Here is a 24707-nt window from a genome sequence, read left to right as displayed (position 1 = left end):
GAGGAGGCCGGGCGAACGTCGCTGCGGTCGGTATATGCTCAACCTGAGTAGATCGAACATAGCACGCGTCGCTGCTCGCCGCTAGGGCCTGCCCGCACACATTCCCGTCACTGCGCGCCTGCCAGGCGAGGCCAGATTGAAATGCAATGCTCCCGCGTCAGCTCTTCGTGGAATGCAATCGTTTTTGCCTTGGGATTTTCATGCATATGCATTAAACGGGCTGTCCCGCGGCTGCTGATTTGCGGCTCCGCCAAGGACAAGACGAGGACAACCATGTCGACACAGATCGGCGAGCTCGCTCCGGCCTCGCGTTCCTCCAACTGGCGTACCCCGGCCGTCATCATCCTCTGTGGTTGTGCCATCGGCATGCTCGGTTTCGGTCCGCGCTCGGCACTCGGCTTCTTCGTGCAGCCGATGAGTCACGAATTCAGCTGGGGCCGTGACGTGTTCGGCCTCGCCATCGCCGTGCAGAATCTGTTGTGGGGACTGGGCCAGCCGTTCGCCGGTGCGGTCGCGGATCGCTTCGGCCTGTTCCGGGTGATGTGCGTCGGCGCGCTGCTCTATGCCGGCGGGCTGCTGTTGATGCGCTATTCCTCGACGCCGCTGTCGCTCAACATCGGCGCCGGGGTGATGATCGGCTTTGGCCTCGCCGGCTGTTCGTTCAATCTGGTTCTGTCGGCCTTCACCAAGCTCTTGCCCGCGGAGAAGCGCGGCATCGCGCTCGGCGCCGGCACGGCCGCGGGCTCATTCGGGCAGTTCCTGTTCGCACCGATCGGCGTTGCCTTGATCGACAATTTCGGCTGGCAGCAGGCGCTCTCCGTATTCGGCTTCCTGATGCTGCTGATCATCCCGCTGTCGCTGGCGCTCTCGACGCCGCCGGTGACAAGCGTGAACAGCGCAACGCCCGCGGATGACCAGACCATCACCAAGGCGCTTGCCGAAGCTTTCGGTCATCGCTCCTACGTGCTCCTGGTGCTGGGCTTCTTCACCTGCGGCTTTCAGCTCGCCTTCATCACCGTGCATCTGCCGGCGTTCCTGGTCGATCGTGGTATCACCGCACAAACCGGCGGCTGGGTGATCGCGGCGATCGGCCTGTTCAACATCATCGGATCGCTCAGCGTGGGGTATCTCCAGAACTACCTTCCCAAGCGCTACATCCTCTCGGCCATCTACTTCACGCGCGCGCTGGCGATCCTCGCTTTCATCTCGTTCCCGATCACGCCGTTCTCGGCGATCGCGTTCGGTGCAATCTCCGGCCTGACCTGGCTGTCGACGGTGCCGCCGACCTCGGCGCTGGTGGCGCTGATGTTCGGAACGCGCTGGCTCGCGACGCTCTACGGCTTTGCCTTCGTCAGCCATCAGGTAGGTGGCTTCCTGGGCGTCTGGCTCGGCGGCATCGTGTTCGAGAAGTTCGGGTCCTACACGCCGATCTGGTGGCTCTCGATCCTGTTCGGCGTGCTCTCGGCGCTGATCAATCTTCCAATCGTCGAGAAACCGGTCCAGCGGGTGGTTGCGCAGCCGGCCTGATCGGCTAAACATCCCCGACAAACAAAGTCAGGGAGTTCAGTCGTGGCCACATTCAAGGCTGTCAGGATCGACAAGGCGGACAAGGGCACCACCGCGCAGCTCGCGCTGTTCGACGAAACCGAGCTGATGGAGGGCGACGTCACCGTCCGCGTCGAATGGTCGACGCTGAACTACAAGGACGGCCTTGCGCTCACCGGCAAGGCGCCGGTGGTGCGCCGCTTCCCGATGATCGCCGGCATCGATTTCGCCGGCACGGTCGAAGCCTCCTCGCATCCACAGTGGAAGGCGGGCGACAAGGTCGTTTGCACCGGCTGGGGCATGGGCGAGACCCATCTCGGCGCCTATGCCGAGAAGGCGCGGGTGAAGGGCGACTGGCTGGTCGCTCTTCCGCAAGGGCTATCGGCGCGCGATGCCATGGCGATCGGCACCGCCGGCTTCACCGCGATGCTCTCGGTGCTGGCGCTGGAGAAGCACGGCATCTCGCCGAAGAGCGGCCCGGTCGTGGTGACGGGCGCTGCCGGCGGCGTCGGCTCGGTCGCGATCGCCGTGCTCTCGAAGCTCGGCTACCACGTCATCGCTTCGACCGGCCGGGCCTCCGAGGCCGACTACCTGAAGCAGCTGGGGGCTGCCGAGATCATCGATCGCAATGAATTGTCGGCCCCGGCAAAACCCCTCGCCAAGGAGCGCTGGGCCGGCGGCGTCGACAGCGTCGGCTCGACCACCCTCGCCAACCTGCTTTCGATGACGAAATATGGCGGCGCGATCGCGGCCTGCGGCCTGGCCGCCGGCATGGACCTGCCGTCCTCGGTGGCGCCGTTTATTTTGCGCGGAGTGTGCCTTCTCGGCATCGATTCCGTGATGTGCCCGATCGAGCCCCGGAAGGCCGCCTGGCAGCGCTTGGCCTCCGACCTGGACCGAACAAAACTCTCTGAAATTACTGAGGAAATTTTGCTCGACGAGGTTCAGGGCTGGGGCGCGAAAATCCTCGCCGGCCAGGTTCGCGGCCGCGTCGTGGTAAAAATTGTCTGACGGCGTTCAGACTTTACCAACCAAGCTGCTTCAATCTCGCCATGGTTCGTATGGTAAGCAGCGGGTAAAGAGATAAAGGCATCGCCCGCTGCGGGGGTTGGTTCGGAGTTGAGCATGCTTGCGCGTATTGTGTTGGGGGCTGTCACGGCGGCAGCGACGTTTGCGCCGGCCATCGCTGGAAGCATGAACGCCGACGAGGCGCGCCGCTTCGTGGCCGGCAAGGTGTTCGCCTTCACCTGTTTCGACGGCACCCGCGGTGCAGGCCGCATCCTCGACGATCTCGGCGCCGCCGGTGCGGTGCAATTCTCGGGCTCGGGCCCGGTCAAGCACCTCCGACTTCCCGGCAATACGCTCCAGATCCGCGGCCAGAATGTTTGCGCCTCGATCAAGGGCATTCCGTTCGAGCCCTGTTTCAACCTCGAAAAGACCGACGATCGCAGCTTCCGCGGCTCGGTGTCGGGCATGGGCTTCGCCTATTGCGACTTCCGTCACCAGGGCGGCAACCAAATGCTGATGGCGCGCGCTGCGGCGCGGCCGCGCTCGCTGCACAAGCCGGAGCACACCGGCACGGTTGCCGCCTCGACCACCGAGGTAGCCGCGCGCGTCGAGACGCCGCGTGTCGAGGGCAGCCGGCTCGAGCCGGTGAAGTCCGAGCCGGCGAAGAACGAGGGACCGCTGGAGCTGCGCCGCTCCACGCAGTGAGCTCGCCTGCGCGAGACAACCCGCGCCATTGATCGTCGAAGGCATCATCGAACATCAAGCCGCCTGCGCCGTAGTCATACGGACGGCGGCTTTCATGCCTTGGTAGCTGTTCGGGCCGCAGTTTGCGCGCGCCGGGGGGCGGTCCCACGCAAGGGTTCAACCATGTCGCTCTATTTCTTCCGCATCAGCACCGGCCGTTATTCCGGCGCCGCCGACCTGCCGTACGAGTTCGAGGATCGCGCAGCCGCCTGGACCGAGATGACCGAGGTGTGCGCCAATCTGCTCAGCGGCATCGCGCGCGGCCTGAAGCCGAACGCCGAGTGGTGCATGGAGCTGCTCGATGAGGACAAGCAGCCGGTCTTTCGAATCAGCCTCGTCGGCGAGGCCATCGGATGTAAAGCGTCCTAGCTCCGACTTGAAGCTGCAATTTACAACTATGACGGGATCGTTTCCTTTCGCGCTCAATCATTTAGCGTGCAAAGTCAGTATTTCTGCGAGGGATTTCGTTAACCAAATCGGAATGTGAGAAGCTCATTTTTTGGGCAATGGCGCAGTCAGGGGAAGCCGACAATGACTCGGCTGCGCGTTCCTTCGGGGGAAGCATGCCCATGTTGAGCCTAGTTCAGAATCTGAGGATCGGGACCAAGCTGGCGATTGCGTCGGCGCTCGGTGTGCTCCTGGTTGGGGCCATGATTGCAAGCCAGATGCTCGGCAATGCGGGAATTCGCGAGAGCAGCCAGAGCGCGCTTGCGCAGCAGCAGATCGCGCGCGACGCAGTCAAGGCCGAGGCTGCGGTTCGCGGCATGCAGCTCGCGGTACGAGACCTTCGTCTTGCCAATAGCCCGGCTGACATTCAGAAGGCCGTCCAGAACCTGGGCGACCGGCAAAAATCGACGAATGCGCTGGTCGATGAAATGCTGAAGCTTTCTCACGAGGCGGAGAACCGCGCTCGGATGGAGAAACTGAGATCGCTGGCTGCGAATTACGAAAAGGCCGCGCAGCAGATCGCCGGCGTGCGCGGCGAAGCCCTGGCCGCCAGCGGTGCAGACGGAGCGGCCCGCGCTGCGAAGCTCAATGAAGACGTCGTTCGCATCGCACGCGAGGTGACCCTGCCGATTGCCGGCGAGCTCGACGTGCTGATCAGCCAGATCGCCGACTACGCAAGGCACAAATCCGAGGAGAAGAATGCCGCGGCCGCGGCACAAATGAGATCGAGCGAGCAGCTTGCGATCCTGGTCGGCGCACTCGCCATGCTCGTCCTCGTCGGCTCCTGGCTGATGTCGTTCCTGACCATCGCGCGGCCGATCCGTGCGCTCACGGTCGCCATGGACAAGCTCGCCGGCGGCGATTTCTCCGTGGTTCTGCCCGGTCTCGGCCGCAAGGACGAGGTCGGCGGCGTCGCGGCGGCCGTTGAAAAGTTCAAGGTCGTGTCGGAGCAGAAGGCGCGCGAGGACGCCGAAGCCAAGATCAGGCAGGACCAGATTGCGTCCGCGCAGCGCAAGGCCGAGATGCACAAGCTGGCTGACAGCTTTGAAGCCGCGATCGGTGAGATCGTCGATACCGTGTCCTCGGCCGCGACCGAGCTGGAAGCTTCCGCCTCGACGCTGACCGCGACCGCGGCGCGCGGCCAGGAGCTCACGACCATGGTTGCTGCCGCTTCCGAGGAAGCGTCCACCAACGTGCAGTCGGTCGCGTCGGCGACCGAAGAGCTGTCGTCGTCGATCACCGAGATCAGCCGGCAGGTGCAGGAATCCGCCCGCGTCGCCGGCGATGCGGTGAACCAGGCTCGCACCACGACCGATCGCGTCGGGGAGCTCTCCGCTGCTGCGGCGCGGATCGGCGACGTGGTCGAGCTGATCAACACCATCGCCGGCCAGACCAATCTCCTGGCGCTCAATGCAACCATCGAGGCCGCGCGCGCCGGCGAGGCAGGCCGCGGCTTTGCCGTCGTCGCTTCGGAGGTCAAGGCGCTTGCCGAGCAGACGGCGAAGGCGACCGGCGAGATCGGCCAGCAGATCGCCAGCATCCAGACCGCCACCGAGCATTCGGTCGGCGCGATCAAGGACATCAGCCACACCATCGAGAAGCTGTCGGAGATCTCCTCGACCATCGCAGCCGCGGTGGAAGAGCAGGGGGCCGCAACGCAGGAGATCTCCCGCAACGTGCAGCAGGCGGCGACGGGCACCCATCAGGTGTCGTCCAACATCACCGACGTGCAGCGCGGCGCGAGTGAGACCGGTTCGGCATCCTCGCAGGTGTTGGGCGCCGCGCAATCGCTGTCCGGCGAGAGCAACCGGCTGAAGCTCGAAGTCGGAAAGTTCCTCGATACCGTCCGCGCGGCCTGACACGTGCCTTTGCGTCCGCATCGTAACGGGAGATGCCGGTGCGGCTGCAACAGAGAGTTGCAGCGAACCACGATCGCTGCGCACGAGCCGTATTTTTACGTAGCCTCCTGTTAACGCCTGTTTGCGATTATGCGCGCAATCCTTCGGGAAAAGAACCAGCCAGCATTGTTGAACTGACCTTCGCCCGGGTCGTCCGTCGTGACGTCTGCGGCGCAGATGATGTGCGCGTTGCCGGGTAATCATCGGGATTGTCGTGATGTCGAAATTGTCGATCGTCTTCAAGCTGCTGTCCGTGCTGTCGGTCCTCGTGCTCTCGCTCGCCGGCGTCGGCGTGATGGCGATCGGCACGATGCAGAACATCAACGCCCATACGGTCGAGATCGCGCAGGGCTGGTTGCCGAGCGTGCGTGCGCTCGGCTCGATGCGTGCTGACATCAACGAGCTCCGCGTCGCGCTGCGTCTGCACCTGATGCAGGATACTGCCGAAGGCAAGGAGGCTGCCGAGAAGCGCCTGGCAGGCTTGCGCGAACGGATCGAGAAGACCCGCAAGATCTACGAGCCGCTGATCACGCGCGCAGAGGAGCGCTCGCTCTACGAGCAATGGACCAAGGCCTGGGCCGAGTACCTGAACGGCGTGCAGGATGTAATGGCGCTGTCGCGTAAGAGCGTCGGCCGCTTCCCGACCGATGCCAACGAGATGTTGCAGACCAAGGTCGCGAAGATGGCTCAGGCCGCCGATCCGCTGCTCCAGAAGGGCATCGAAATGAACAATCAGGGCGCCGAGCTGGAGACGAAGCAGGCCGCCGACAGCTACGCTACGATCTTCCGTGTGCTGGTCGGGATCATCGTGGCCTCCGTCGTGATCGCGATCGCGGCCGCCTACTATCTCGTGCGCGACGTCTCGCGCGGCATCGCTTCGATCATCCGCCCGATGCAGTCACTCGGCGAAGGCGACCTTGCGGTGGAGGTGCCGCATCGCGGCGAGAAGACCGAGATCGGCTCGATGGCGGATGCGCTCCAGATCTTCAAGGAGGCGCTGATCGCAAAGAAGGCGGCCGACGCTGCGGCGGCGCGCGACGCCGAGGCCAAGATCGAGCGCGGCCGACGTGTCGATGCCATCACCCGCAATTTCGAGGTCATGATCGGGGAGGTCGTCGAGACCGTGTCGTCGGCCTCGACCGAGCTCGAGGCCTCCGCGGCGACGCTGAGCGGCACCGCGCAGCGCGGCCAGGAACTCGCAACCGTCGTTGCGGCGGCGTCGGAAGAAGCTTCCACCAACGTCCAGGCGGTGGCCTCGGCCTCCGAGGAGCTGTCGTCCTCCATCACCGAGATCAGCCGCCGCGTGCAGGATTCGGCGCGGATGGCGGCGGAAGCGGTCCAGCAGGCGGCGCGGACCAACGAGCGCGTCAACGCGCTGTCGCAGGCGGCGGCCCGCATCGGCGACGTCGTCGAGCTCATCAACACCATCGCGGGCCAGACCAACCTGCTGGCGCTGAACGCGACCATCGAGGCGGCGCGCGCTGGCGAAGCCGGCCGCGGCTTTGCCGTCGTCGCCTCCGAGGTCAAGGCCCTGGCCGAGCAGACCGCGAAAGCGACCGGCGAAATCGGGGCGCAGGTCTCGGGCATCCAGGCGGCGACGCAAGAATCCGTCAACGCCATCCAGGAGATCGGCGGCACCATCGAGCGGCTGTCCGAGGTGTCGGCCGCGATCGCCGCCGCCGTCGAGGAGCAGGGCGCGGCCACGCAGGAGATTTCGCGCAACGTTCAGCAGGCCTCGCTCGGCACGCAGGAAGTGTCGTCCAACATCACCAACGTGCAGCGCGGTGCGATCGAGACCGGCTCGGCCTCGAGTGAAGTGCTGTCGGCGGCGAAGTCGCTGGCGACCGACAGCACCCGCCTGAAGGTCGAGGTCGCGCAGTTCCTGGAATCGGTCCGCGCGGCGTAGAGGCACCCGCTCGATCGTTGTTGACCTCTCCCCGCTGGGGAGAGGTGGAGTGCCCGCCCGACGATCCAGTCTAGCTGCCCGTCTGCGGCGCAGCCGGCGGCGGTGCGATCTGCCGCCGGAACAGGATACGCTGGTAGAGCCAGCCGATCGCGACCAGCACGACGCCGAGGCACATGAACGAGAGCGCCCGATAGACGCCGGTCAGCGTCCACACGTCGACGGCGAAGGCCTTGAAGATCGTCAGCGCGATGACGGCGGCGGACGCCAGCCGCGCACGCTCCGAATTGACCAGGATGCCGACGCCGAGCAGCACCACGCCAAAAGCGAGCCAGCCGATCGAATAGGTATATTGCTCGGCGCTCGTGGTGCCGCCGTAGAGCAGGACCGGGCCGTGATAGAAGCGGCGGATCTCCAGCGTCACATAGGTGAGCGCGAACACCAGGGCACCACCCGCAATCGTGTTTGCATATGCGACACTGCGGTGTCCTGCCACCGCGTAGGAGAGCAGCAGCATCAGCACGGCCGGCAACGCATAGCCGAGCAGCAGCAGATTGAACACGAGGCTGCCGACATTGACGCTGGAGAGCAGCATCGGGTTCTCCAGGATCAGGAGGCCGAACACGCTGATAAAGCCGGCGATCGCCGTCAGCACGACCGCGCCGACATTGTGCACGATGCTGCGGCTGCGCAGCCGCAGGCGCTCCAGGCCGATTGCCATGGCAAGCGTGACACAGACTTGCAGCGCGAACTCGAGCAGCGAGGGCGGCGAGGTCATGCGGCCGCCGGTCGCAAAGTGCCGGATCTCCATGAAGGCGAGCAGCGCGGTGAACAGGATCGCCGCCGTCTCGACCACGCGCAGCGGCGGATCGTCGGCGCGGCGGCGCAGGAAGATGCTCGCGCCCCAGAACGAGGCGGCCGGCAGGCCATAGCCCCACAACAGCCAGTTGAAGATCGGCGTGGTCCCGACGGCATCGCCGACGATGCTCGGATCATAGACGATGCGCGCGGTGACGATCGCAGCGAAGACCGCAGCCAGCCGGCGCAGCACCGGAATCGGCCGCTGCAACGAGATCCAGGCGGTGCCGAGTGACATCAGCGCGAGCGCGATGGTGAGCCAGCCCTTCTCCAGGGCGAAGGTCAGCGCCAGCGCCAGCGCGCCGAGCGTACCGGTCGCGAACAGCGCGACCGAGGTTGCAACGCCGGGCCGTTCTTCGCGGCGCATCAGCGCTTCGGTCGCAGCGCCAAAGGCCGCAGCGAGCAGCACGGCGAGGATCGCAAACGGGATCGAGCGGTCGAGATGGGCAATGCGCGCATAGAGCGCAACCAGGATGCCGATCGGCGTCGCGACGCCCGCCGCCGACCACACCACGGGAATGATCACCGAGTTCGAGCGGCCTTGCGCGAAAAAGCCCGTGACGCCGAAACCGGCGGCGAAGATCGCGGCCGTCACCAGATGCAGCGTCACCGCGCTATCAATCGCGACCGGGCCGACGCCGGGCATCGGGCCGCCCGGCAGCACCAGCATATCGGGGTTGGCGCGCACCGCCCATTCGGCGAACACGATGAACACGGCCGCCGCGGCCGCGCCCAGCGCGCCGGTCGCCGCCGGTGCGCGCCAGGCGACGAACAGCGTGCCGCCGACGAGGAGCGTGAAGGCGATCAGCGCGAGATCCGCATGCGCGCTCGACAGCACGACCAGCATCGCGCCGAACAAATAGGCGCCAAGCGCGCCCGATGAGACCGGCTCGATCTCGCCGTCTTCCATGCTGGGCCCGAACATGAAGCCGCAGACGACGAGCAGTGCGGCGAGCACGAAGCCGGCGATGGCATGGAAGGCGTGCGGCGCGACCTGCACCTGTTCGGTATCGAGACCCGGGAAGATCCAGAGCACCGCGAAGGCAATGGTCGTGACCGCAAGCCAGCGCCATAGCCTGATGCGGGCGAGCCCGAAACTCGCGGCCGTCACGACCGCAAGATAGATGTAGAGCGCCCAATAATCCGGCTTGCCGGAGGAGACGAGGATCGGCGTCACGAAGGCGCCGACGACGCCGAGCCCGGCGAGCGCAGGGCCGTGCAGGAGCGCTGCGGCCAGCGTGCCCATCGCAACGATGCCGAGCAGCACGAAGGCCGTCGCAGGCACGAGGAAGTCGTAGAGTGCGTACGCCGCGTAGATGGTCGCGAACGCCACCGCCGTGCCGGCCGCGGTGAGGATCGCGGGAATGTTGGCGATAGGCAGCGCCGCGATGCTCGAGATGCTCTCCTTGCGCCGCGTCCATTCGCCGGCGCCAAGCAGCGCAGCGGCGAACAGGCCGCCGAGGAACACGCGCACGCCGGGGCCGAGCAGACCGGCCTCGATCGAATAGCGCACCATGAAGAAGCCGCCGAGCGCGAGCGCAAGCCCGCCGATCCACACCACCCAGCGGGTGCCGAGCCGCTCCTCGAAGCCGGGTGCGGCCTCCGGCACCGGAGGGGGCGCGGTGGCGCCCGTGCTCGGCTCAATCGGGGGCGGCGAAATCTCTTCCGTGACGAGCGGAGGCGGCGTCGTTTCGGTTGCCGGCGCCAGCGGCGGCGGCTCGGCGGCTGCAGTCGTGGCGGGGGCTTCGGCCTGCGCCGGCATCAGCGGGGGCGGCTGCACCGGCCGCTGCGCGTAAAGCATCTCTTCGAGCGAACTGATCCGGCGGCGCAACTCGGTCGCCTGGCTGGACGCCTTGATCGCGATCAGGAAGGCGATGATCGCAATGATCAGCGCAAAGACGTCAAACGGGCCGTCGAACATGAAGCCTCCAGGCAATCGGCGGGCAGGGGCCGATACCACTGATATCAGGATCTTAATTTCTTGAGCATGATCTTACCGGAAAACCGCAACGCACTTTTCCGGATCATGCTCTAGCGCCGGGAGCGAACGCGCAAGCCCGGCGCGGGCCGCTCCTGGAGCACCTCGCGGCGGAAGCGGTAGAGCGCTGCCGGCCGTCCGCCCGTCTGTGTCGACATCACCCCGGTCGGTTCGACCAGGGCTTCCATCTCGACCAGGCGGCGGAAATTCTGCTTGTGCAGGTGCCGGCCGGAGATCGCCTCCACCGTGTGCTGCAGTTCAGTGAGTGTGAATTCGGTCGGCAAAAGTTCAAAGACCACAGGACGATACTTCAGCTTTGCGCGCAGCCGCGCGATTGCCGTGGCGAGAATCCGGCGGTGGTCGAACCGCATCGAGGTCCCGAGCGGGGGAAGCGTCTTGCGCGCCAATGCCGCAGGACGGCCATCGCGGCGGGCTTCCTCGATCAGCCCGGCCTCGTAGAGCAACTCGTAGCGGTCGAGCACGCGCTCCTCGTCCCAGGGTGCGCCGTCGAGACCGAAATAGAACCGCACGCGATCCTTCCGCGGCAGTGCGCGAATCGTCTCCGCCGTCTCCTCCTCGGCCCATTCGGTCAGCGCAGGGATGATGTCGCGGGCGATGATCGCCGGCGGCTGGTCGCGCCAGTCTTCCCAGGGGAAGAAGCGATACCAGGGCGCGAAGCTCGCCGCGTTTGTCGCGAGCTCGCCGCCCGCCGGGCGCGTCAGCGCGAGATAGCCGATCGACACGATGTGGGCTCCGGTGTCGCCGGCCTCGGCATGACGGCCACGGTCGCCGAACGTGTAGAGCTGCTCGACATAGCCGAGCCGCAGCCCCGCCTGTTGCTCGACCCAGGCGCGCAGGCCGATCTCGAACGTGCGATGGCTCACCGCGTCGAACGGACCGAACGGCAGCCCGGCAAGCCGGTCAGCACCGGGTGCGGTCAGGATCAGCGGCTCGTGGTTCTCGATCGCGACGATGGCCGCGGTGAGGCCGATTTCGATTGGCGTCAGCAGCGTCTCGCTCATGCGGCTGCCGTGTCGTTGAATTGAACAGAATGCCGCTTGGTTAAGACGGCCCATCCGCGGACTCGGTGCACCTCTCCCGCTTGCGGGAGAGGTCGCGTCGCATCGACAGATGCGAGGCGGGAGAGGGCTCTATCCTCTGGGGGAGTCTTCGTCGCCGAGATACCCTCTCCCCAACCCTCTCCCGCAGGCGGGAGAGGGGGCGCACCTCCATCGTGACAACCAGCTGTCATTCGAGCTCGATCGCGAAGGGGCGGCCTTCCACCATCATCGCGCCGGGGCCCATTTCGTCGAGCGCGCGCAGCATGCGGCCGTTGCGTCCGAGTGCACGATCGGCGAGGCCGACGATGCGCCGATTGGGCGAGGCGATCGGCGAGGCCGCGCGAATCTTCCTGGCGATCTCGATCTCGTCGCGATTTGGATTAAGCGCGCAAACGGCCGCGAACGCGCTGGCGGTGGAGCGGCTGATCCCGGCGTAGCAATGCACCACCAGCGGGGCGCTGCGGTCCCAGCCGCGCACGAAGTTGAGCACCTGCTCGATATGCGTCTCCGACGGCGCGACGAAGCCGTCCATTTCCTCGGTGATGTCGTCCATCGACACTTTGAGATGGTTGGCCGGGAGCACCGACACCGGACGCGCCACCTGCTCGACATTGGCCATCACGGTCAGCACGTGGCTGGCCTTGGTGAGGCGGACGGTTTCGGGAAGCGCGGCGAGGGAACAGACGTGGATCATGGCGAACCTTTTTGCGCCCGATTATAGCGAGCGCTCGTAGGGTGGGCAAAGGCGCATCGCGCCGTGCCCACCATTTCGCAATTGCGCGCATGTCGCTTGGTTCGGTGGGCACGCTTCGCTTTGCCCACCCTACGAAGGAATAATGCTACGCAAACACGGCGCCAAACCGCTCCAGAAACTGCTTCTCGGCCCGCGCCGCGGTCCAGGGCGTCAGATAGTCGCGTCGGACGCTTTCGGAGAGACCCGGATCCTTGCCGAACAGGCGCCGCGCTTCGCTCGCGCTGAAGCCGGCGAGCTCGGTTGCCTCGAGATAGGCCGCACCGCGATCGGCGGCCTTGATGGCCTGCGTGATGTCATCTGGCAATACCGGCGGCAAACCGAAGCGGATATGGATGGCGCCGAGCAACCGCTTCTCGACGGCCTTGTAGTGACCGTCGAGCACGGCCTTGAACGGCGAGATCATGTCGCCGATCACATATTCCGGCGCATCATGCAGCAGGGCCGCGAGCCGGACGCGCTGGTCGACGCGGGGTATCTCATGCCGCAGCACCGTCTCTACCAGCAGCGTATGCTGTGCGACCGAAAAGATGTGCGCGCCGAGGGTCTGCCCGTTCCAGCGCGCCACCCGCGCCAGCCCGTGCGCGATGTCGCCGATTTCGATGTCGAGCGGGGAAGGATCGAGCAGGTCGAGCCGCCGGCCCGACAGCATGCGCTGCCATGCGCGGACCTCTTCGTTGCGCGCTGCCTTCTTCGCCGTCATTTGGCCTTGAGGCGCAGCTTGCGCTGGGTCTTACTGCAAGCTGCATGACAGTGGCAGTCGACCAGGTGGTCGTTGACCATGCCGGTCGCCTGCATGAAGGCGTAGACGATGGTCGGGCCGACGAATTTGAAGCCGCGCGAGGACAGCTCCTTGGAGATCTGTACCGACAGCGGCGTCGAGGCCGGCACGCTTGCCGTGGTCTTGAACTGGTTGACCTTCGGCCGTCCGTCCATGAAGTCCCACAGCAGCTTCGAGAAGCCCGGGCCCTTCTCCATGATGTCGAGATAGGACTTTGCGCTTAGGATCGCGCCTTCGATCTTGGCCTTGTTGCGCACGATGCCGGCATCGTTCATCAGCGCGTGAACCTTCTTGGGCGTGTAACGCGCGATCTTCTCCGGCTGGAAATCGTCGAAGGCTTTGCGGAAATTGTCGCGCTTGCGCAGGATCGTGATCCAGGACAGGCCGGCCTGGAAGCCGTCCAGCATCAGCTTCTCGTACAGCGCGCGGTCGTCGTATTCCGGCACGCCCCATTCGGTGTCGTGATAGGCGACATAAAGCGGATCTTCGCCCGGCCAGGGGCAGCGGGTCAGACCATCGGGATGCAAGCGGGCAGCGCGGCTCATGCGATCGGCTGCTTGGCTGGAATGCGAACGACGTCTGGTTCAGCGAGTGTCAAAGCCAGCCCCCCAGCGGTGAGCGACTGGCCTGCATCGAGTGCATCGGCGACACGATCGATGCGCACCAGCGCGATGCCCTTGCCGCCGGCCGTCGAGCCGATGGTGCCGACCGGCTTGTCGCCGGCGAGAATGGTTGTGCCAGGCTCGGGCGAGGCGTCCTCGAGCAGCACCTTCACGCTGCGCGTGCGCGCGGTGCCGCGATGCTGCATGCGCGAGACGACCTCCTGGCCGACATAGCAGCCCTTGTCGAAATCGACGCCGGCGAGGCGGTCCATGTTGGTCTCATGCGGGAACGCATCGCTGTACATGAAATCGAGCCCGCCGCGCGGCACGCCGAGCGCAATGCGATGCGCCTCGTACTCGGCTGCATCGACCAGCTCGGCGCCAATGAGATCGGACAGTTTCTGCTTGAGATCTTCCTGGACCAGGATGCGGTAGCCGAGCCCCTCAGCCCGCGGATCGGCAAAGGCAAGGTCGGGCTGCGCCGTCGGCTCGCCGTCCCAGGCCGCGAGCACGCCGAGGTCGAGCTTGTCCACGGTGACCTTGGCGCGCAGCTTGTAGAATTTCAGCTTGGTGGCGAGGGTGTCCGCCAGCGCCTTGGGGCAGTCGATCAGGAACCCGCCGCCGTGGCCCGCGGACGCTTCCGTGATCAGGAAATCCACGATGATCTTGCCCTGCGGCGTCAGCAATGCGCCGAATCGCCCCAGACCAGGTTTCAGCCTGTCCACGTCGGTGGTGACGAGGCCATTGAGGAAGTTGCGCGCATCCTCACCCGCGACTTTGATCACGCCCCGGTCGGGAAGAAACGCCGATTTCATGCGAAAATCTCTTGCGACATGTTGCTCCGGAACGTAAGCCCGCAACGCATAAACGACAAGACCTCGAGCCCTGCGCCCTGAGGATGAGAGAGGCCCAATGACCCAGCATTTCGATGTGATCCTCAAGGGCGGCACCGTGGTCAACCAGGACGGCGAGGGCGTCCGCGATATCGGCATCACGGGCGGTCGCATCGCCGAGCTCGGTCCGCTATCGCAAGACTCAGCCGCCGAGGTGATCGACTGCAAGGGCCTGCACATCCTGCCCGGCGTGATGGACACGCAGGTGCATTTCCGCGAGCCCGGGCTGACGCACAAGGAAGACCTCGAGACCGGCTCGCGCAGCGCCGTGATGGGCGGCGTCACCGCCGTGTTCGAGATGCCCAACACCTCGCCGCTGACCGTGACGGAGGCCGAATTCACCGACAAGGTGAAGCGCGCCCATCACCGCATGCATTGCGATTTCGCCTTCTTCATCGGCGGTACCCGCGAGAACGTCCAGGACCTGCCTGTGCTGGAGCGCGCACCCGGCTGCGCCGGCGTCAAGGTGTTTATCGGCTCGTCCACCGGCGCGCTCTTGGTGGAGGACGACGAGAGCCTGCGCCGCATTTTCCAGGTGATCCGCCGCCGCGCCGCCTTCCACGCCGAGGACGAATACCGCCTCAACGAGCGCAAATCGCTGCGCATCGAGGGCGATGCGCGCTCGCATCCGGTCTGGCGCGACGAGACCGCGGCGCTGATGGCGACGCAGCGCCTCGTCAAGCTCGCGCACGAGACCGGCAAGCGTATTCACGTGCTGCACATCTCGACCAAGGAGGAGATCGAGTTCCTGCGCGACCACAAGGATGTCGCCTCCTGCGAGGCGACGCCGCACCATCTCACCCTGGTCGCGCCGGAATGCTACGAGCGGCTCGGCACGCTGGCGCAGATGAACCCGCCGGTGCGCGGCGCCGATCATCGTGCCGGCATTTGGCGCGGCATCGAACAGGGCATCATCGACGTGCTCGGCTCCGACCACGCCCCGCATACGCTGGAGGAGAAGCAGAAGACCTATCCCGCTTCGCCTTCCGGCATGACCGGCGTGCAGACGCTGGTGCCTGTGATGCTCGATCACGTCAATGCGGGCCGGCTCTCGCTGGCACGTTTCGTCGACCTCACTAGTGCCGGTCCCGCGCGCCTCTACAACATGGCCTGCAAGGGCCGGATCGCCGCCGGCTACGATGCCGACTTCACCATCGTGGATTTGAAGCGCAGCGAGACCATCACCAACAAATGGGTGGCGTCCAAGGCCGGCTGGACGCCCTATGATGGCGTTCGCGTCACCGGCTGGCCGGTCGGCACCTTTATCCGCGGCCGTCGCGTGATGTGGCAGGGCGAGCTGGTGACGGCCGCGCAGGGCGAGCCGGTGCGGTTCCTGGAGACGCTGAAGCAGTAGAGTGATGTGGGGGACGCACGGGGCTTCCACCGTCATTGCGAGCGCAGCGAAGCAATCCAGTCTGTTGCCGCGGAAAGACTCTGGATTGCTTCGCTGCGCTCGCAATGACGAGAGGAGCGGTCTACACTTTCCTCTCGAACGGGAGTGCAGCCTGATGTCCCAACCCGCCGCCCTCATCACCACCGAGCAGCTCGCCGCCATGCTCGGCGATCCCAACCTTCGCCTCTACGACTGCACGACCTATCTTGAGCCCGCGCCGGAAGGCAGCGACGTGCCGTATCGCGCGGTGCCCGGCGACAAGACGTTCGCGGCCGGCCACATCCCCGGCGCCGATTTCCTGAACCTGCAAGGCGAGTTCTCCGACGCCTCGTCGCAACACTTCTTCATGATGCCCGATCTCGCCCAGCTGGAGGCCGCCTTCGGCCGCCACGGCCTCGATGCGGGCAAGACCATCGTGCTCTACAGCATAGGGACGATAATGTGGGCGACGCGGTTCTGGTGGATGTTGCGCGCGCTCGGCGTCGATGCCCACGTGCTCGACGGCGGCTTCGACAAATGGCAGCAGGAGGGACGGCCGACCGAGACGGGCGCACCGAAAGGCTATCCGGTGACGGCCTTCAAGGCGGCGCCGCGCCCAGGCTGCTTCGTCGACAAGGAAGCCGTGCTGGCGAAGATCGGCGATCCCGCAACCATCATCGTCAACGCGCTCGGGCCGCAGTTTCACCGCGGCCTCGAGCCGAGCCGCTATGGCCGGCCGGGCCGCGTTCCCGGCAGCGTCAACGTTCCCGCAGCCACACTCGTGAATGCCGACAAGACGCTGGCGGATCTTGCGGATGCGCAAGCGAAGTTCGCCTCCCAGGGCGTCACACGCGACAAGAATGTGATTCTTTATTGCGGCGGCGGCATCTCGGCGACGATCGACCTCCTGCTGCTGACGCAGCTCGGCTACGACAAGCTGACGCTCTACGACGCTTCGATGGGCGAATGGGCGAGGGATCCGGCGCTGCCGATCGAGACGGACTGAGGCGCGCGTTCCCGGGTCTGTCGGGAACATCTCCCGGTCATCGCGAGACTAATGCTTGTCCGCCGGCAACGGCTTCCGTGCGATAAGAGCGGCAGACTTCGCGACGCCTTTCGCAGAGTCATTCATCCGTCAACTGGCCCCGCCCGCGTGGCGGGGTCATTTTCAGGACGGCTTACTGCTTCAGGACGGCTTACTGCCTGCAGATGCCGACCGAGAATTCGCCGTTGCGAATGCGGCCGGGAAAGCCCTCGACGAACTTTGCCACTGCGTCCTCGCCATAGGTGCCGACGAGCTCGGCGAGGGCCGCGAACAGGCTCGCCTGCGCCAGGCAGTCGCCGTCGACGCCGTCATGACGCGCCTCGGCCCAGGCCTCGTTGAGATAGCTCAGTGCGGCCTGTTTCTGCTCGTGATCGGGCAGCGGCGCGCGGGCGGGGGCGTAGGAAATCGGCTGGCTCATGCAACTCGGTCAGGCTGGGGCGCGATCCACGGCGATGCGCTGTGCGAGAGGTGTAGCACGGGCGTTAACGACCGCTAGGCCACATCTTTAAGAACGGTTAACGGCTGTGAACAAAGTCGATGACAGGGTTCCATCCGCGCACATGCGTCGGCCGCGCCGTCATTCCGGGGCGCGCCTCGCGCGAGCCTGGAATCCATCGGGCATCAGAGACGGTGGATGAATGGATTTCCGGGCTCTCGCGCGCGAGCCCCGGAATGACGGGGTAGCTAGTTCGCGTAGCGCGCCGTGAGATCGCGCGAGATCTTCGAGCCTTCCTCGATGTAGCGGCGGATCGCCACCATCGCGGCCGGCGTGCAGCTGCGATAGGTCTGCTGAAAACCGTTATAGCCGCGGTTGAAGCCGGCGATCATGCGGGTGCGGCGCTCGCCGGAGGGGGTCTCGGCATCGATCAGCGCCTGCATCTCGTTGCGCCATTTGTTACCCTCGTTGGCCCCGCAGATGCCGCGCAGATAGTGCAGGCCGCCGAGGATCTCGGCCAGCCGCTGCAGTTCGCCGTCAAACGGCGCCGCCACGTCCTGGGCCCTCGCAGGCACGGAGGCGCAGGCGAGAATCAGGACAAAAATGGCCAGAAATCGCGACGACATCGGCGGCTGTATGCCCCCTCGGGACGGCTGGCGCAAGGCGGGCGGTCAGGCTCCAAGCAGCCGGTGAGCGGACAGGATGACCTCCTCCAGCCCCCCGGTCAGCTTGAGGTCGCCGAGGCTTGCCAGGGCGCCAGGGGCGATCCAGCGGTGATCGTCGAGCTCGTCGTTCAGCGCCGGCTCCCGGGCCGTCCAGCGCGCGGCAAAGGACATGATCAGGTAATGGCCGGCGCCGGCCGCGGCCGGCAGCACCTCGCGCCAGCCGGCGAGGCCAATGATCTCGATGCAAAGGCCGGTTTCCTCGTCGACCTCGCGGCTCAGGGCCTGATGCAGCGATTCGCCGAACTCGACCCGGCCACCCGGCAGCGAATAGAAGCCCTTGGCCGGCGAGCGGGCGCGGCGGACCAGTAGCACCTTGCCGTCGCGGAAGATCGCCGCGCTGACCGCAAGCTGGGGATGGGCAGGATGGACGATTGCGGCCAATCGCGTCACCTATCCGGATGAGTCGCCATGATGGTGTCGACGTCGGCTTCCGCCCCGCCATTGATGATGCCGCCGCAGGCTGCGATCAGGGGCTTGACCCAAAGCGTGGCCTGCTCGGCGAGGCGGACCCGCGTCGTGTCCTTCTCGACCTCGCGCATGGCCGAGCCGACCGCGGTCAGGATCGAGGTCATGGTATCCGTCAAGTGGTCGAACTGGGCACGCACGTTGGGATCGGCTTTCTCATAGGCTTCGATCGCCAAATCCCGCGCCTTGAAATTCGACGCCGTGAAATGCTCGGCATAGGACAGCGGCGTCCAGGTCAGGAAGTCTTCGGCGCATTCCGGCATATCCGGCACCATTTCGAGCAGCATCACGGCTTCATTGAAATGGTTGAGATAGTCGGTGGCAAGCCCGGTCCGCGGATTGATGTTGGCCACGCGCAGCCGTTCGGCCCAGGCGGTCGCCTCAGGGCCCGTCTGTACATGCGTCCGCGCGGGTTGGGAGGCCGTTGAGCTCATCTGCCGCAGTGTTAACGTTCGGGGTTAAAAGGACCTGAACGGACCCTATATAGGCCTCCAAGGATGTGTGGACGCTTCGTCATAACTTCGGCCCCCGCGGCTTTGCGGCAACTGTTCGGCTATGTCGAGCAGCCGAATTTCCCGCCCCGGTACAATGTCGCCCCGACGCAACCGATTCCGGTGGTGCTGCTCGAGAACGGCGCGCGCCATTTCCGCCTGATGCGCTGGGGTCTTCTGCCCGGCTGGGTCAAGGACCCCCGCGGGTTCACGCTCCTGATCAACGCCCGTTCCGAGACGGTGCTGGAGAAGCCTGCGTTCAAGAACGCGATTCGCCGCCGGCGCGGCCTGATTCCGGCCGATGGTTATTACGAGTGGAAGACGCAAACCGGCCGCAAGCAGCCCTTTTTCATCCACCGTGCCGACGGTGAGCCGCTCGGCTTTGCCGCTGTGTTCGAGACCTGGGTCGGTCCGAACGGCGAGGAACTCGACACGGTCGCGATCGTCACCGCCGCGGCGGGCGAGGATCTCGCCGCGCTGCATGACCGCGTGCCCGTCACCATCAGCCCGCACGACTTCGAGCGCTGGCTCGACAGCAAGGGCGACGAGATCGACGCGATCCTGCCCTTGATGAGGCCCCCGCGCGCCGGCGAATTCGCCTGGCACCCGGTCTCCACCCGCGTCAACCGCGTCGCCAATGATGACGAGCAGCTCGTGCTGCCGATCAGTGCGGAGGAGATCGAGGCGGAAGCCGAGGCGGCGAAGCCGAAGAAGGCGGTGCGGAAGGTTGCCGCTAGTCCGGCGGATGACGGGCAGGGGTCGTTGTTCTAGGCCGCGGCGGAACGTGTGTCGCGCTACACAATCTCCCGCGCCCTCAAGCCCGCGATCTCCGCCGCATCGAATCCCAGCTCGCCCAGCACCGCGTCCGTATCCGCGCCCAGCTCCGGCGCCATGCGATCCAGCCTGCCGCCGCCATGGGCCAGCTTGAAGCCGCTGCCGGCAAAGCGCAGGCGGCCGTATTGCGTGTCCAGCTCTTGGATCGCGCCGCGCGCCTTGATTTGCGGATGGTCGATGACCTCCTCGACCTTCCAGATGCTGGCGCAGGGCGCGCCGGCGTCCTCCAAGATCGTCTCCCATTCGCGTGCCGGCCGTTTCGCCAGCGCTTGCTCGATGATGGCGCGCAGCGCGCCCTCGTTCTCGTTGCGCGAGAACCAGTCGGCAAAGCGCGGATCTGACAGCGTATCCTCGCGGCCGAGCGCAGCCATCAGCGCGCGGTACTGCTTCTCGTTGTTGACGGCGAGCAGGATATGGCCGTCGCCGCACTTGAACAAATTCGCCGTGGTCCGGCGGCTCACCGCCTGATTGCCCGATAGCTGCTGTCGATGTCCGGCGACCGACCAGTCGGCGATCTGGCCCGAGAGAAACGCCAGCGTCGCCTCCAGCATGGAGACGTCGATCAACTGCCCCTTGCCGGTGCGGTCGCGTTGATACAGCGCGCTCGAGACGCCGAAGGCAGCGGTGGCGCCCGAGAGCACATCGCACACGGCGAATCCCGCGCGCGTCGGCCCCGTCTCGGGGTGGCCGGTGATCGCCATGATGCCCGACAGCGCCTGCATCTTGCCGTCATAGCCGGGCCGCAAACGATCGGGGCCGGTCTGGCCGAAGCCGGAGACCGCGCAATAGATCAGCTTCGGGTTGATCGCCGCCAGCGCCTCGTAGCCGATGCCGAGCTTGTCCATCACGCCGGGGCGGAAATTCTCCATGACCACATCGACGCGGCCTGCGAGCTTCTTCACGATCGCGATCGCCTCCGGCTTCTGCAGATCGAGCGTCAGGCTGCGCTTGTTGCCGTTGACGGCCTGAAACGCCGGCGCCAACCCGCGCTCGGCCCATTCGCGGCTGAGCGGCGTGCGGCGCATGTCCTCGCCCTCGCGCCGCTCGATCTTGATGACGTCGGCGCCGAGCAGCGCGAGCTGGTAGCTCGCATAGGGGCCGGCCAGCACTTGCGTAAAATCCAGGATCTTCACGCCCTCGAACGGTCGCGTCACCTCGCTCTCCCTCGGCTTATTGTTGTTGGAGGACGTCAGGCGGCGCGGTTGCCGCGCGCGATCTCCTTCTGCTTGTCGAATTCGGCGCGGCGCCGCGCCAGCTCTTCAGGCGAGAGCTGCGCAACGTTGTTGTAGTCGAGCTTCCAGGAGGCGTCCTCGTTCCAGCGCAGCGGCGATTGCATCGTGGTCTGGGGACCGCTCGCGGTCTCCAGCAGTCGGAGTGCCAGCTCGAGCGTCTGGGCCTGCGACGCGATGTCGTGCGGCTTGCCGGCGGAATTGCCGAGCGGGAAGTCGGAGAACAGGAAGCGCGGCACGGCCGCGTGCTCGACGATGTCCTTGGCGCAGCCCATGACCACGGTGGCAATGCCGTTGCGCTCCAGGTGCCGCGCCACCAGCGCCGTGGTCTGGTGGCAGACCGGGCAGTTTGGCACCAGCACCGCGACGTCGACCTTGTCCGCGAGGCAGCGCGCCAGGATCTCCGGCGCGTCGGTGTCGAGCGTCACGCGATGGCTGCGGTTGGTCGGCGCGCCGAAGAAGCGCTGGCTCACTTCGCCGATGCGGCCGGCGGCGCTCGCCTTCAACAGCTGCGGCAGCGGAAACCAGGTGCCGCTGTCGGTGGCCGAGGTGTGCTTGCGGTCGTAGCCGATGTGCGAGATGCGCAGATCGTGCTGTTTCGACGTGTCGCCGTCATAGACCTGATAAAACTTCGCGCTGCCATTATACGCCGCGCCCGGCCCCTGGTCGCCCTTGGCCGGATCGTAGGGCGCCGCGGTGGTGATGATGGTGACGCGCGATTGCGACAACGGCATCTTCAGCGGCTGGAACGGTGCCTCGTTGTAATGCGCCCAGCGGTACGGGGTGGTGTAGCCGATCGCCGCGTAATAATCCCGAGTGCGCTGCATGTAGGGGACGGGGGAATCGTAGTCGGGCGCAAAGCCGAATTCATCGTCGCGCGGAGCGGACATGGCGCGTCTCCTGGTTCTTGGTTGGGGCCAGACTAGAGATAGTTTTGGGCTTGCTCAACGGGGAGCGGGGGGACGCAGGACAGAATTGCAGGCTTGATAGAGCGAGCTGCGCTCCTCCCCTCTCCCCTTGTGGGAGAGGGTGGATCGCCGCATAGCGGCGAGACGGGTGAGGGGTATCCATCCTCACGAACGATCTCACAAGTGGAGAGAACCCCTCATCCGGCGCTTCGCGCCACCTTCTCCCACAAGGGGAGAAGGAAGGACAGCCGCAAGGTCACCTGAACACATGCAGCGCCACATACTGCAGCAGCATGATCGCCTTGGCGTCGATGATGCGGCCGTCGGCGATCATCGCGAGGGCTTCGTCAATGGAGAGCTCCAGCACCTCGATGTCCTCGCCCTCGTGCTCCAGGCCGCCGCCGTCGCTCACCCGCATCTCGGGCTCGTATTCGGCGACGAAGAAATGCAGCTTCTCGGTGATGGCGCCGGGGCTCATGAAGGCCTCGAACACCTTGTGGACATGGTGCAGGCGATAGCCGGTCTCTTCCTCCGCCTCGGCGCGGATGCGCTCCTCGGGCTCGGCGTTGTCGAGCACGCCGGCGGCGGCCTCGATCAAGAGGTCGTCGTAACCGCGGATGAAGGCCGGAAGGCGGAACTGGCGCACCAGGATCACGGTCCGTCGCGCGAGATTATATGGCAGCACGGCGGCGGCATTGTCGCGCTCATAGGTCTCGCGATGCTGGGTCTGCCACTCGCCACTTGCGCGCCGGTATTCGAAGGTCGTGGTCTTCAGCGTGGTCCAACCGTCCGAGAGCACGCGGACGTCCTTGATGCGGACGCGGTCGGAAAGGGTCATGCCTCGATCTCAATTGCTTGGCGTGGTCGCACGGCCGTCGAGCCACTTCTGGAACATCAGGGATGTCGATAGCTCGAAGCCGAGCGAGCCATAGAACGCGTTGGCCTGCGCGTTCTCGCGACGGACCTGGAGCTGCAGCTTCGAAATCCCGGCGCTTCGCAGCCAGTCCTCGGCCGCCGCCATGATGATGCGGCCATAGCCGCGCTTCTGACAGCTGGGATCGACGGCGACGTAATAGACCCAGCCGCGATGGCCGTCATGGCCGACCATCACGGTGGCGACGATCGCGCCATTGTCGCGGCCGACCAGCACGGTGGAATTGTCGCGCCGCCGCGCTAGTGCGATGTCGGCATGCGGGTCGTTCCAGGGGCGCGTCAGGCCGCAGCGCTGCCACAGCGCGACCACGCCCTTGACGTCGGCATCGGTGATCGCATCGATCGCAAGGGAAGCGCTCACAGCACCTTCCCCGGATTCATGATGCCGAGCGGATCGAGCATCGTCTTGATGGAGCGCATCAGCTCGATCGCGGTTTTGTCCTTCACCTCGGGGAGCTCGTCGCGCTTGAGCACGCCGATGCCGTGCTCGGCCGAGATCGAGCCGCCCATGCGCAGCACGATCTCGAACACCACCGCGTTCACATCATGCCAGCGCGCGAGGAAATCGGCGGTGTCGGCGCCGATCGGCTGGCTGACGTTGTAATGCAGATTGCCGTCGCCGAGATGGCCGAACGGCACCGGCCGGGCGCCGGGGATCAGCTTCACCACGGCCGCATCGGCTTCCGCGATGAATTCGGGCACGGCCGCAACCGGGACGGAGATGTCGTGCTTGATCGAGCCGCCTTCCGGCTTCTGCGCCGCCGACATCTCGTCGCGCAGCTTCCAGAACGCGCCGCGCTGGGCGAGGCTCGCCGCGACCACGGCGTCGTCGACGATCTCTTCCTCCATGGCACGGCCGAGGATCGTCTCCAGCGGCGTGCGGGCATCCTCGCTCGGCGATGACAATTCCATCAGCACGTACCAGGAATGCTTCTCTGCGAGCGGATCGCGCACGTCGATGCCGTGGCGGACGGAGAAATCCACCGCCAGCTCCGACAGCAGCTCGAAGCTCGTCAGCGCATTGGCGGCTTCGCCTTGCGCGATGGTGAGCAGCTTCAGCGCCGCCGCCGGCGATTTCAGCCCGACGAAGGCGGTCTCGATCGCCCGCGGCTTCGGAAACAGTTTCAGCGTCGCCGCGGTGATGATGCCGAGCGTGCCTTCGGCGCCGATGAAGAGGTTGTGCAGATTGTAGCCGGTGTTGTCCTTCTTCAGCTTCGACAGCGAATTGAGCACGCGCCCATCGGCGAGCACCACTTCGAGGCCCAGCGCCATCTCGCGCGCGACGCCATAGGCGAGCGCCGCGGTGCCGCCGGCATTGGTCGAGAGGTTGCCGCCGATGGTGCAGCTGCCTTCCGCGCCGAGCGACAGCGGAAACAGCCGGTCGACCTCGGAGGCCTTGGCTTGCGCGATCTGCAGCACCACGCCGGCTTCCACCGTCATGGTGTTGGACGCGGTGTCGACCTCGCGGATCTTGTCGAGCCGGCGCAGCGACACCACCACCTCGCCATTGTGCGGCGTCTGGCCGCCGACGAGCCCGGTGTTGCCGCCCTGCGGCACCAGCGCGATGTTGTGCGCGGAGGCGAGCTTGCAGATCGCGGAAACCTCCGCCGTCGAGCCCGGGCGCAGCACCAGCGGCGAGCGGCCGTGGAACAGATTGCGCTCCTCGGCGACGTAAGGCTCGATATCGGTCGGGTCGGTGATGGCGTGGCGGTCGCCGACGATCTTGCGGAATTGCTCGATCAATTCGGGCGCAAGCGGCGGGGTGGCAGGCTTGTTGATGTTCATGTCCTCGTCTCTTGC

24 protein-coding genes are annotated in these 24707 nt (G+C 65.9%); 9 read left to right on the top strand and 15 right to left on the bottom strand.

The genetic code is table 11. The features are described 5' to 3' along the window. Nucleotides 1-273 precede the first annotated feature (273 nt). The 6 genes from I6F20_RS25295 (at nucleotide 274) to I6F20_RS25270 (ending at nucleotide 7548) form a co-directional block, all read left to right on the top strand. Nucleotides 274-1527 carry an MFS transporter gene (locus tag I6F20_RS25295; RefSeq protein WP_057026913.1) on the top strand — a complete coding sequence of 418 codons (1254 nt, stop codon included), beginning with the start codon at nucleotides 274-276 and terminating at the stop codon, nucleotides 1525-1527. A gap of 42 nt (nucleotides 1528-1569) precedes the next feature. After that, entirely contained in the window at nucleotides 1570-2556 is a 987-nt protein-coding gene (gene acuI / locus I6F20_RS25290) for an acrylyl-CoA reductase (NADPH) (RefSeq protein WP_225128311.1), read from the top strand. Nucleotides 2557-2670: 114 nt separating this feature from the next. Further along, entirely contained in the window at nucleotides 2671-3258 is a 588-nt protein-coding gene (locus I6F20_RS25285; RefSeq protein ID WP_036028315.1) for a hypothetical protein, read from the top strand. A gap of 162 nt (nucleotides 3259-3420) precedes the next feature. Beyond that, nucleotides 3421-3666 carry a DUF6894 family protein gene (locus I6F20_RS25280; protein ID WP_036003604.1) on the top strand — a complete coding sequence of 82 codons (246 nt, stop codon included), beginning with the start codon at nucleotides 3421-3423 and terminating at the stop codon, nucleotides 3664-3666. Between the two features lie 200 nt (nucleotides 3667-3866). Beyond that, a complete protein-coding gene (locus I6F20_RS25275) occupies nucleotides 3867-5603 on the top strand; it encodes a methyl-accepting chemotaxis protein (RefSeq protein ID WP_225128310.1) in 1737 nt (578 codons plus the stop codon). Nucleotides 5604-5859: 256 nt separating this feature from the next. After that, nucleotides 5860-7548, top strand: coding sequence for a methyl-accepting chemotaxis protein (locus I6F20_RS25270; protein WP_225128308.1), 1689 nt, complete (start codon nucleotides 5860-5862; stop codon nucleotides 7546-7548). Nucleotides 7549-7618: 70 nt separating this feature from the next. On the opposite strand, the gene I6F20_RS25265 is transcribed toward I6F20_RS25270, so the two are convergent. From I6F20_RS25265 to ygfZ, 6 genes are all read right to left on the bottom strand, one after another. Beyond that, entirely contained in the window at nucleotides 7619-10324 is a 2706-nt protein-coding gene (locus I6F20_RS25265) for a DUF2339 domain-containing protein (protein ID WP_225128306.1), read from the bottom strand. A 110-nt stretch (nucleotides 10325-10434) separates the two neighbouring features. Further along, nucleotides 10435-11403 (bottom strand): NUDIX hydrolase, encoded by a 969-nt coding sequence (locus I6F20_RS25260; protein WP_225128304.1) that lies wholly within the window; start codon nucleotides 11401-11403, stop codon nucleotides 10435-10437. 226 nt (nucleotides 11404-11629) lie between these two features. Beyond that, nucleotides 11630-12136 carry a tyrosine phosphatase family protein gene (locus I6F20_RS25255; protein ID WP_036028306.1) on the bottom strand — a complete coding sequence of 169 codons (507 nt, stop codon included), beginning with the start codon at nucleotides 12134-12136 and terminating at the stop codon, nucleotides 11630-11632. Between the two features lie 145 nt (nucleotides 12137-12281). Continuing rightward, the gene (locus I6F20_RS25250) at nucleotides 12282-12896 is read right to left on the bottom strand and encodes a YfbR-like 5'-deoxynucleotidase (protein WP_225128302.1); all 615 of its coding nucleotides are present in this window, start codon (nucleotides 12894-12896) and stop codon (nucleotides 12282-12284) included. Then, on the bottom strand, nucleotides 12893-13519 hold the full coding sequence (locus I6F20_RS25245) for a DNA-3-methyladenine glycosylase I (protein WP_225128300.1): 627 nt from the start codon (nucleotides 13517-13519) through the stop codon (nucleotides 12893-12895). Before I6F20_RS25245 ends, I6F20_RS25250 begins: the two co-directional genes overlap by 4 nt. Next, entirely contained in the window at nucleotides 13516-14391 is an 876-nt protein-coding gene (gene ygfZ, locus I6F20_RS25240) for a CAF17-like 4Fe-4S cluster assembly/insertion protein YgfZ (protein WP_225128298.1), read from the bottom strand. Before ygfZ ends, I6F20_RS25245 begins: the two co-directional genes overlap by 4 nt. A 97-nt stretch (nucleotides 14392-14488) precedes the next feature. Between ygfZ and I6F20_RS25235 the strand changes: the two genes are divergently transcribed. Together I6F20_RS25235 and I6F20_RS25230 are read left to right on the top strand one after the other, a co-directional pair. Next, a complete protein-coding gene (locus I6F20_RS25235) occupies nucleotides 14489-15823 on the top strand; it encodes a dihydroorotase (RefSeq protein ID WP_225128296.1) in 1335 nt (444 codons plus the stop codon). Between the two features lie 154 nt (nucleotides 15824-15977). Further along, on the top strand, nucleotides 15978-16847 hold the full coding sequence (locus I6F20_RS25230) for a sulfurtransferase (protein WP_225128294.1): 870 nt from the start codon (nucleotides 15978-15980) through the stop codon (nucleotides 16845-16847). Nucleotides 16848-17037: 190 nt separating this feature from the next. Here I6F20_RS25230 and I6F20_RS25225 read toward each other — a convergent pair whose 3' ends face one another. The 4 genes from I6F20_RS25225 to I6F20_RS25210 all read right to left on the bottom strand — a co-directional run bounded on the left by I6F20_RS25225 (nucleotide 17038) and on the right by I6F20_RS25210 (nucleotide 18946). Further along, complete coding sequence (locus I6F20_RS25225; RefSeq protein ID WP_036003643.1) at nucleotides 17038-17304, bottom strand: hypothetical protein; 267 nt, start codon at nucleotides 17302-17304, stop codon at nucleotides 17038-17040. Nucleotides 17305-17570: 266 nt separating this feature from the next. Next, complete coding sequence (locus I6F20_RS25220) at nucleotides 17571-17948, bottom strand: TIGR02301 family protein (protein ID WP_036003646.1); 378 nt, start codon at nucleotides 17946-17948, stop codon at nucleotides 17571-17573. Nucleotides 17949-17993: 45 nt separating this feature from the next. Beyond that, nucleotides 17994-18428 (bottom strand): NUDIX hydrolase, encoded by a 435-nt coding sequence (locus I6F20_RS25215; protein ID WP_036003648.1) that lies wholly within the window; start codon nucleotides 18426-18428, stop codon nucleotides 17994-17996. A gap of 5 nt (nucleotides 18429-18433) precedes the next feature. Then, complete coding sequence (locus tag I6F20_RS25210) at nucleotides 18434-18946, bottom strand: hypothetical protein (RefSeq protein WP_074447530.1); 513 nt, start codon at nucleotides 18944-18946, stop codon at nucleotides 18434-18436. Between the two features lie 63 nt (nucleotides 18947-19009). Here I6F20_RS25210 and I6F20_RS25205 point away from each other — a divergent pair, with 63 nt between their 5' ends. Next, on the top strand, nucleotides 19010-19774 hold the full coding sequence (locus I6F20_RS25205) for an SOS response-associated peptidase (RefSeq protein ID WP_225128292.1): 765 nt from the start codon (nucleotides 19010-19012) through the stop codon (nucleotides 19772-19774). Nucleotides 19775-19797: 23 nt separating this feature from the next. Here I6F20_RS25205 and I6F20_RS25200 read toward each other — a convergent pair whose 3' ends face one another. From I6F20_RS25200 to I6F20_RS25180, 5 genes are all read right to left on the bottom strand, one after another. After that, nucleotides 19798-20991: a CaiB/BaiF CoA transferase family protein gene (locus I6F20_RS25200; protein ID WP_225128291.1), complete on the bottom strand. Its 1194-nt coding sequence runs from the start codon at nucleotides 20989-20991 to the stop codon at nucleotides 19798-19800. 35 nt (nucleotides 20992-21026) lie between these two features. Beyond that, nucleotides 21027-21956, bottom strand: coding sequence for a glycine/sarcosine/betaine reductase selenoprotein B family protein (locus I6F20_RS25195; RefSeq protein ID WP_225128289.1), 930 nt, complete (start codon nucleotides 21954-21956; stop codon nucleotides 21027-21029). 274 nt (nucleotides 21957-22230) lie between these two features. Next, nucleotides 22231-22812, bottom strand: a complete 582-nt coding sequence (locus I6F20_RS25190; protein ID WP_036028286.1) for an NUDIX hydrolase — start codon at nucleotides 22810-22812, stop codon at nucleotides 22231-22233. A 9-nt stretch (nucleotides 22813-22821) separates the two neighbouring features. Continuing rightward, nucleotides 22822-23268: a GNAT family acetyltransferase gene (locus I6F20_RS25185; RefSeq protein ID WP_225128287.1), complete on the bottom strand. Its 447-nt coding sequence runs from the start codon at nucleotides 23266-23268 to the stop codon at nucleotides 22822-22824. After that, the gene (locus I6F20_RS25180; RefSeq protein ID WP_225128284.1) at nucleotides 23265-24692 is read right to left on the bottom strand and encodes an FAD-binding oxidoreductase; all 1428 of its coding nucleotides are present in this window, start codon (nucleotides 24690-24692) and stop codon (nucleotides 23265-23267) included. The genes I6F20_RS25185 and I6F20_RS25180 overlap by 4 nt, the downstream gene beginning before the upstream one ends. Nucleotides 24693-24707: the final 15 nt, after the last annotated feature.

Source organism: Bradyrhizobium sp. IC3123 (assembly GCF_020193625.1).
Classification (GTDB): Bacteria; Pseudomonadota; Alphaproteobacteria; order Rhizobiales; family Xanthobacteraceae; genus Bradyrhizobium; species Bradyrhizobium yuanmingense.
This window is presented reverse-complemented; position numbering and strand designations above follow the sequence as displayed.

Coding starts and splice junctions, on each gene's coding strand:
- I6F20_RS25190 (WP_036028286.1), bottom strand. CDS start 22,812: ATGACCCTTTCCGACCGCGTCCGCATCAAGGACGTCCGCGTGCTCTCG.
- I6F20_RS25260 (WP_225128304.1), bottom strand. CDS start 11,403: ATGAGCGAGACGCTGCTGACGCCAATCGAAATCGGCCTCACCGCGGCC.
- I6F20_RS25245 (WP_225128300.1), bottom strand. CDS start 13,519: ATGAGCCGCGCTGCCCGCTTGCATCCCGATGGTCTGACCCGCTGCCCC.
- I6F20_RS25220 (WP_036003646.1), bottom strand. CDS start 17,948: ATGTCGTCGCGATTTCTGGCCATTTTTGTCCTGATTCTCGCCTGCGCC.
- ygfZ (WP_225128298.1), bottom strand. CDS start 14,391: ATGAAATCGGCGTTTCTTCCCGACCGGGGCGTGATCAAAGTCGCGGGT.
- I6F20_RS25265 (WP_225128306.1), bottom strand. CDS start 10,324: ATGTTCGACGGCCCGTTTGACGTCTTTGCGCTGATCATTGCGATCATC.
- I6F20_RS25230 (WP_225128294.1), top strand. CDS start 15,978: ATGTCCCAACCCGCCGCCCTCATCACCACCGAGCAGCTCGCCGCCATG.
- I6F20_RS25255 (WP_036028306.1), bottom strand. CDS start 12,136: ATGATCCACGTCTGTTCCCTCGCCGCGCTTCCCGAAACCGTCCGCCTC.
- I6F20_RS25235 (WP_225128296.1), top strand. CDS start 14,489: ATGACCCAGCATTTCGATGTGATCCTCAAGGGCGGCACCGTGGTCAAC.
- I6F20_RS25180 (WP_225128284.1), bottom strand. CDS start 24,692: ATGAACATCAACAAGCCTGCCACCCCGCCGCTTGCGCCCGAATTGATC.
- I6F20_RS25225 (WP_036003643.1), bottom strand. CDS start 17,304: ATGAGCCAGCCGATTTCCTACGCCCCCGCCCGCGCGCCGCTGCCCGAT.
- I6F20_RS25195 (WP_225128289.1), bottom strand. CDS start 21,956: ATGTCCGCTCCGCGCGACGATGAATTCGGCTTTGCGCCCGACTACGAT.
- I6F20_RS25285 (WP_036028315.1), top strand. CDS start 2,671: ATGCTTGCGCGTATTGTGTTGGGGGCTGTCACGGCGGCAGCGACGTTT.
- I6F20_RS25270 (WP_225128308.1), top strand. CDS start 5,860: ATGTCGAAATTGTCGATCGTCTTCAAGCTGCTGTCCGTGCTGTCGGTC.
- I6F20_RS25250 (WP_225128302.1), bottom strand. CDS start 12,896: ATGACGGCGAAGAAGGCAGCGCGCAACGAAGAGGTCCGCGCATGGCAG.
- I6F20_RS25295 (WP_057026913.1), top strand. CDS start 274: ATGTCGACACAGATCGGCGAGCTCGCTCCGGCCTCGCGTTCCTCCAAC.
- I6F20_RS25205 (WP_225128292.1), top strand. CDS start 19,010: ATGTGTGGACGCTTCGTCATAACTTCGGCCCCCGCGGCTTTGCGGCAA.
- I6F20_RS25275 (WP_225128310.1), top strand. CDS start 3,867: ATGTTGAGCCTAGTTCAGAATCTGAGGATCGGGACCAAGCTGGCGATT.
- I6F20_RS25280 (WP_036003604.1), top strand. CDS start 3,421: ATGTCGCTCTATTTCTTCCGCATCAGCACCGGCCGTTATTCCGGCGCC.
- I6F20_RS25210 (WP_074447530.1), bottom strand. CDS start 18,946: ATGAGCTCAACGGCCTCCCAACCCGCGCGGACGCATGTACAGACGGGC.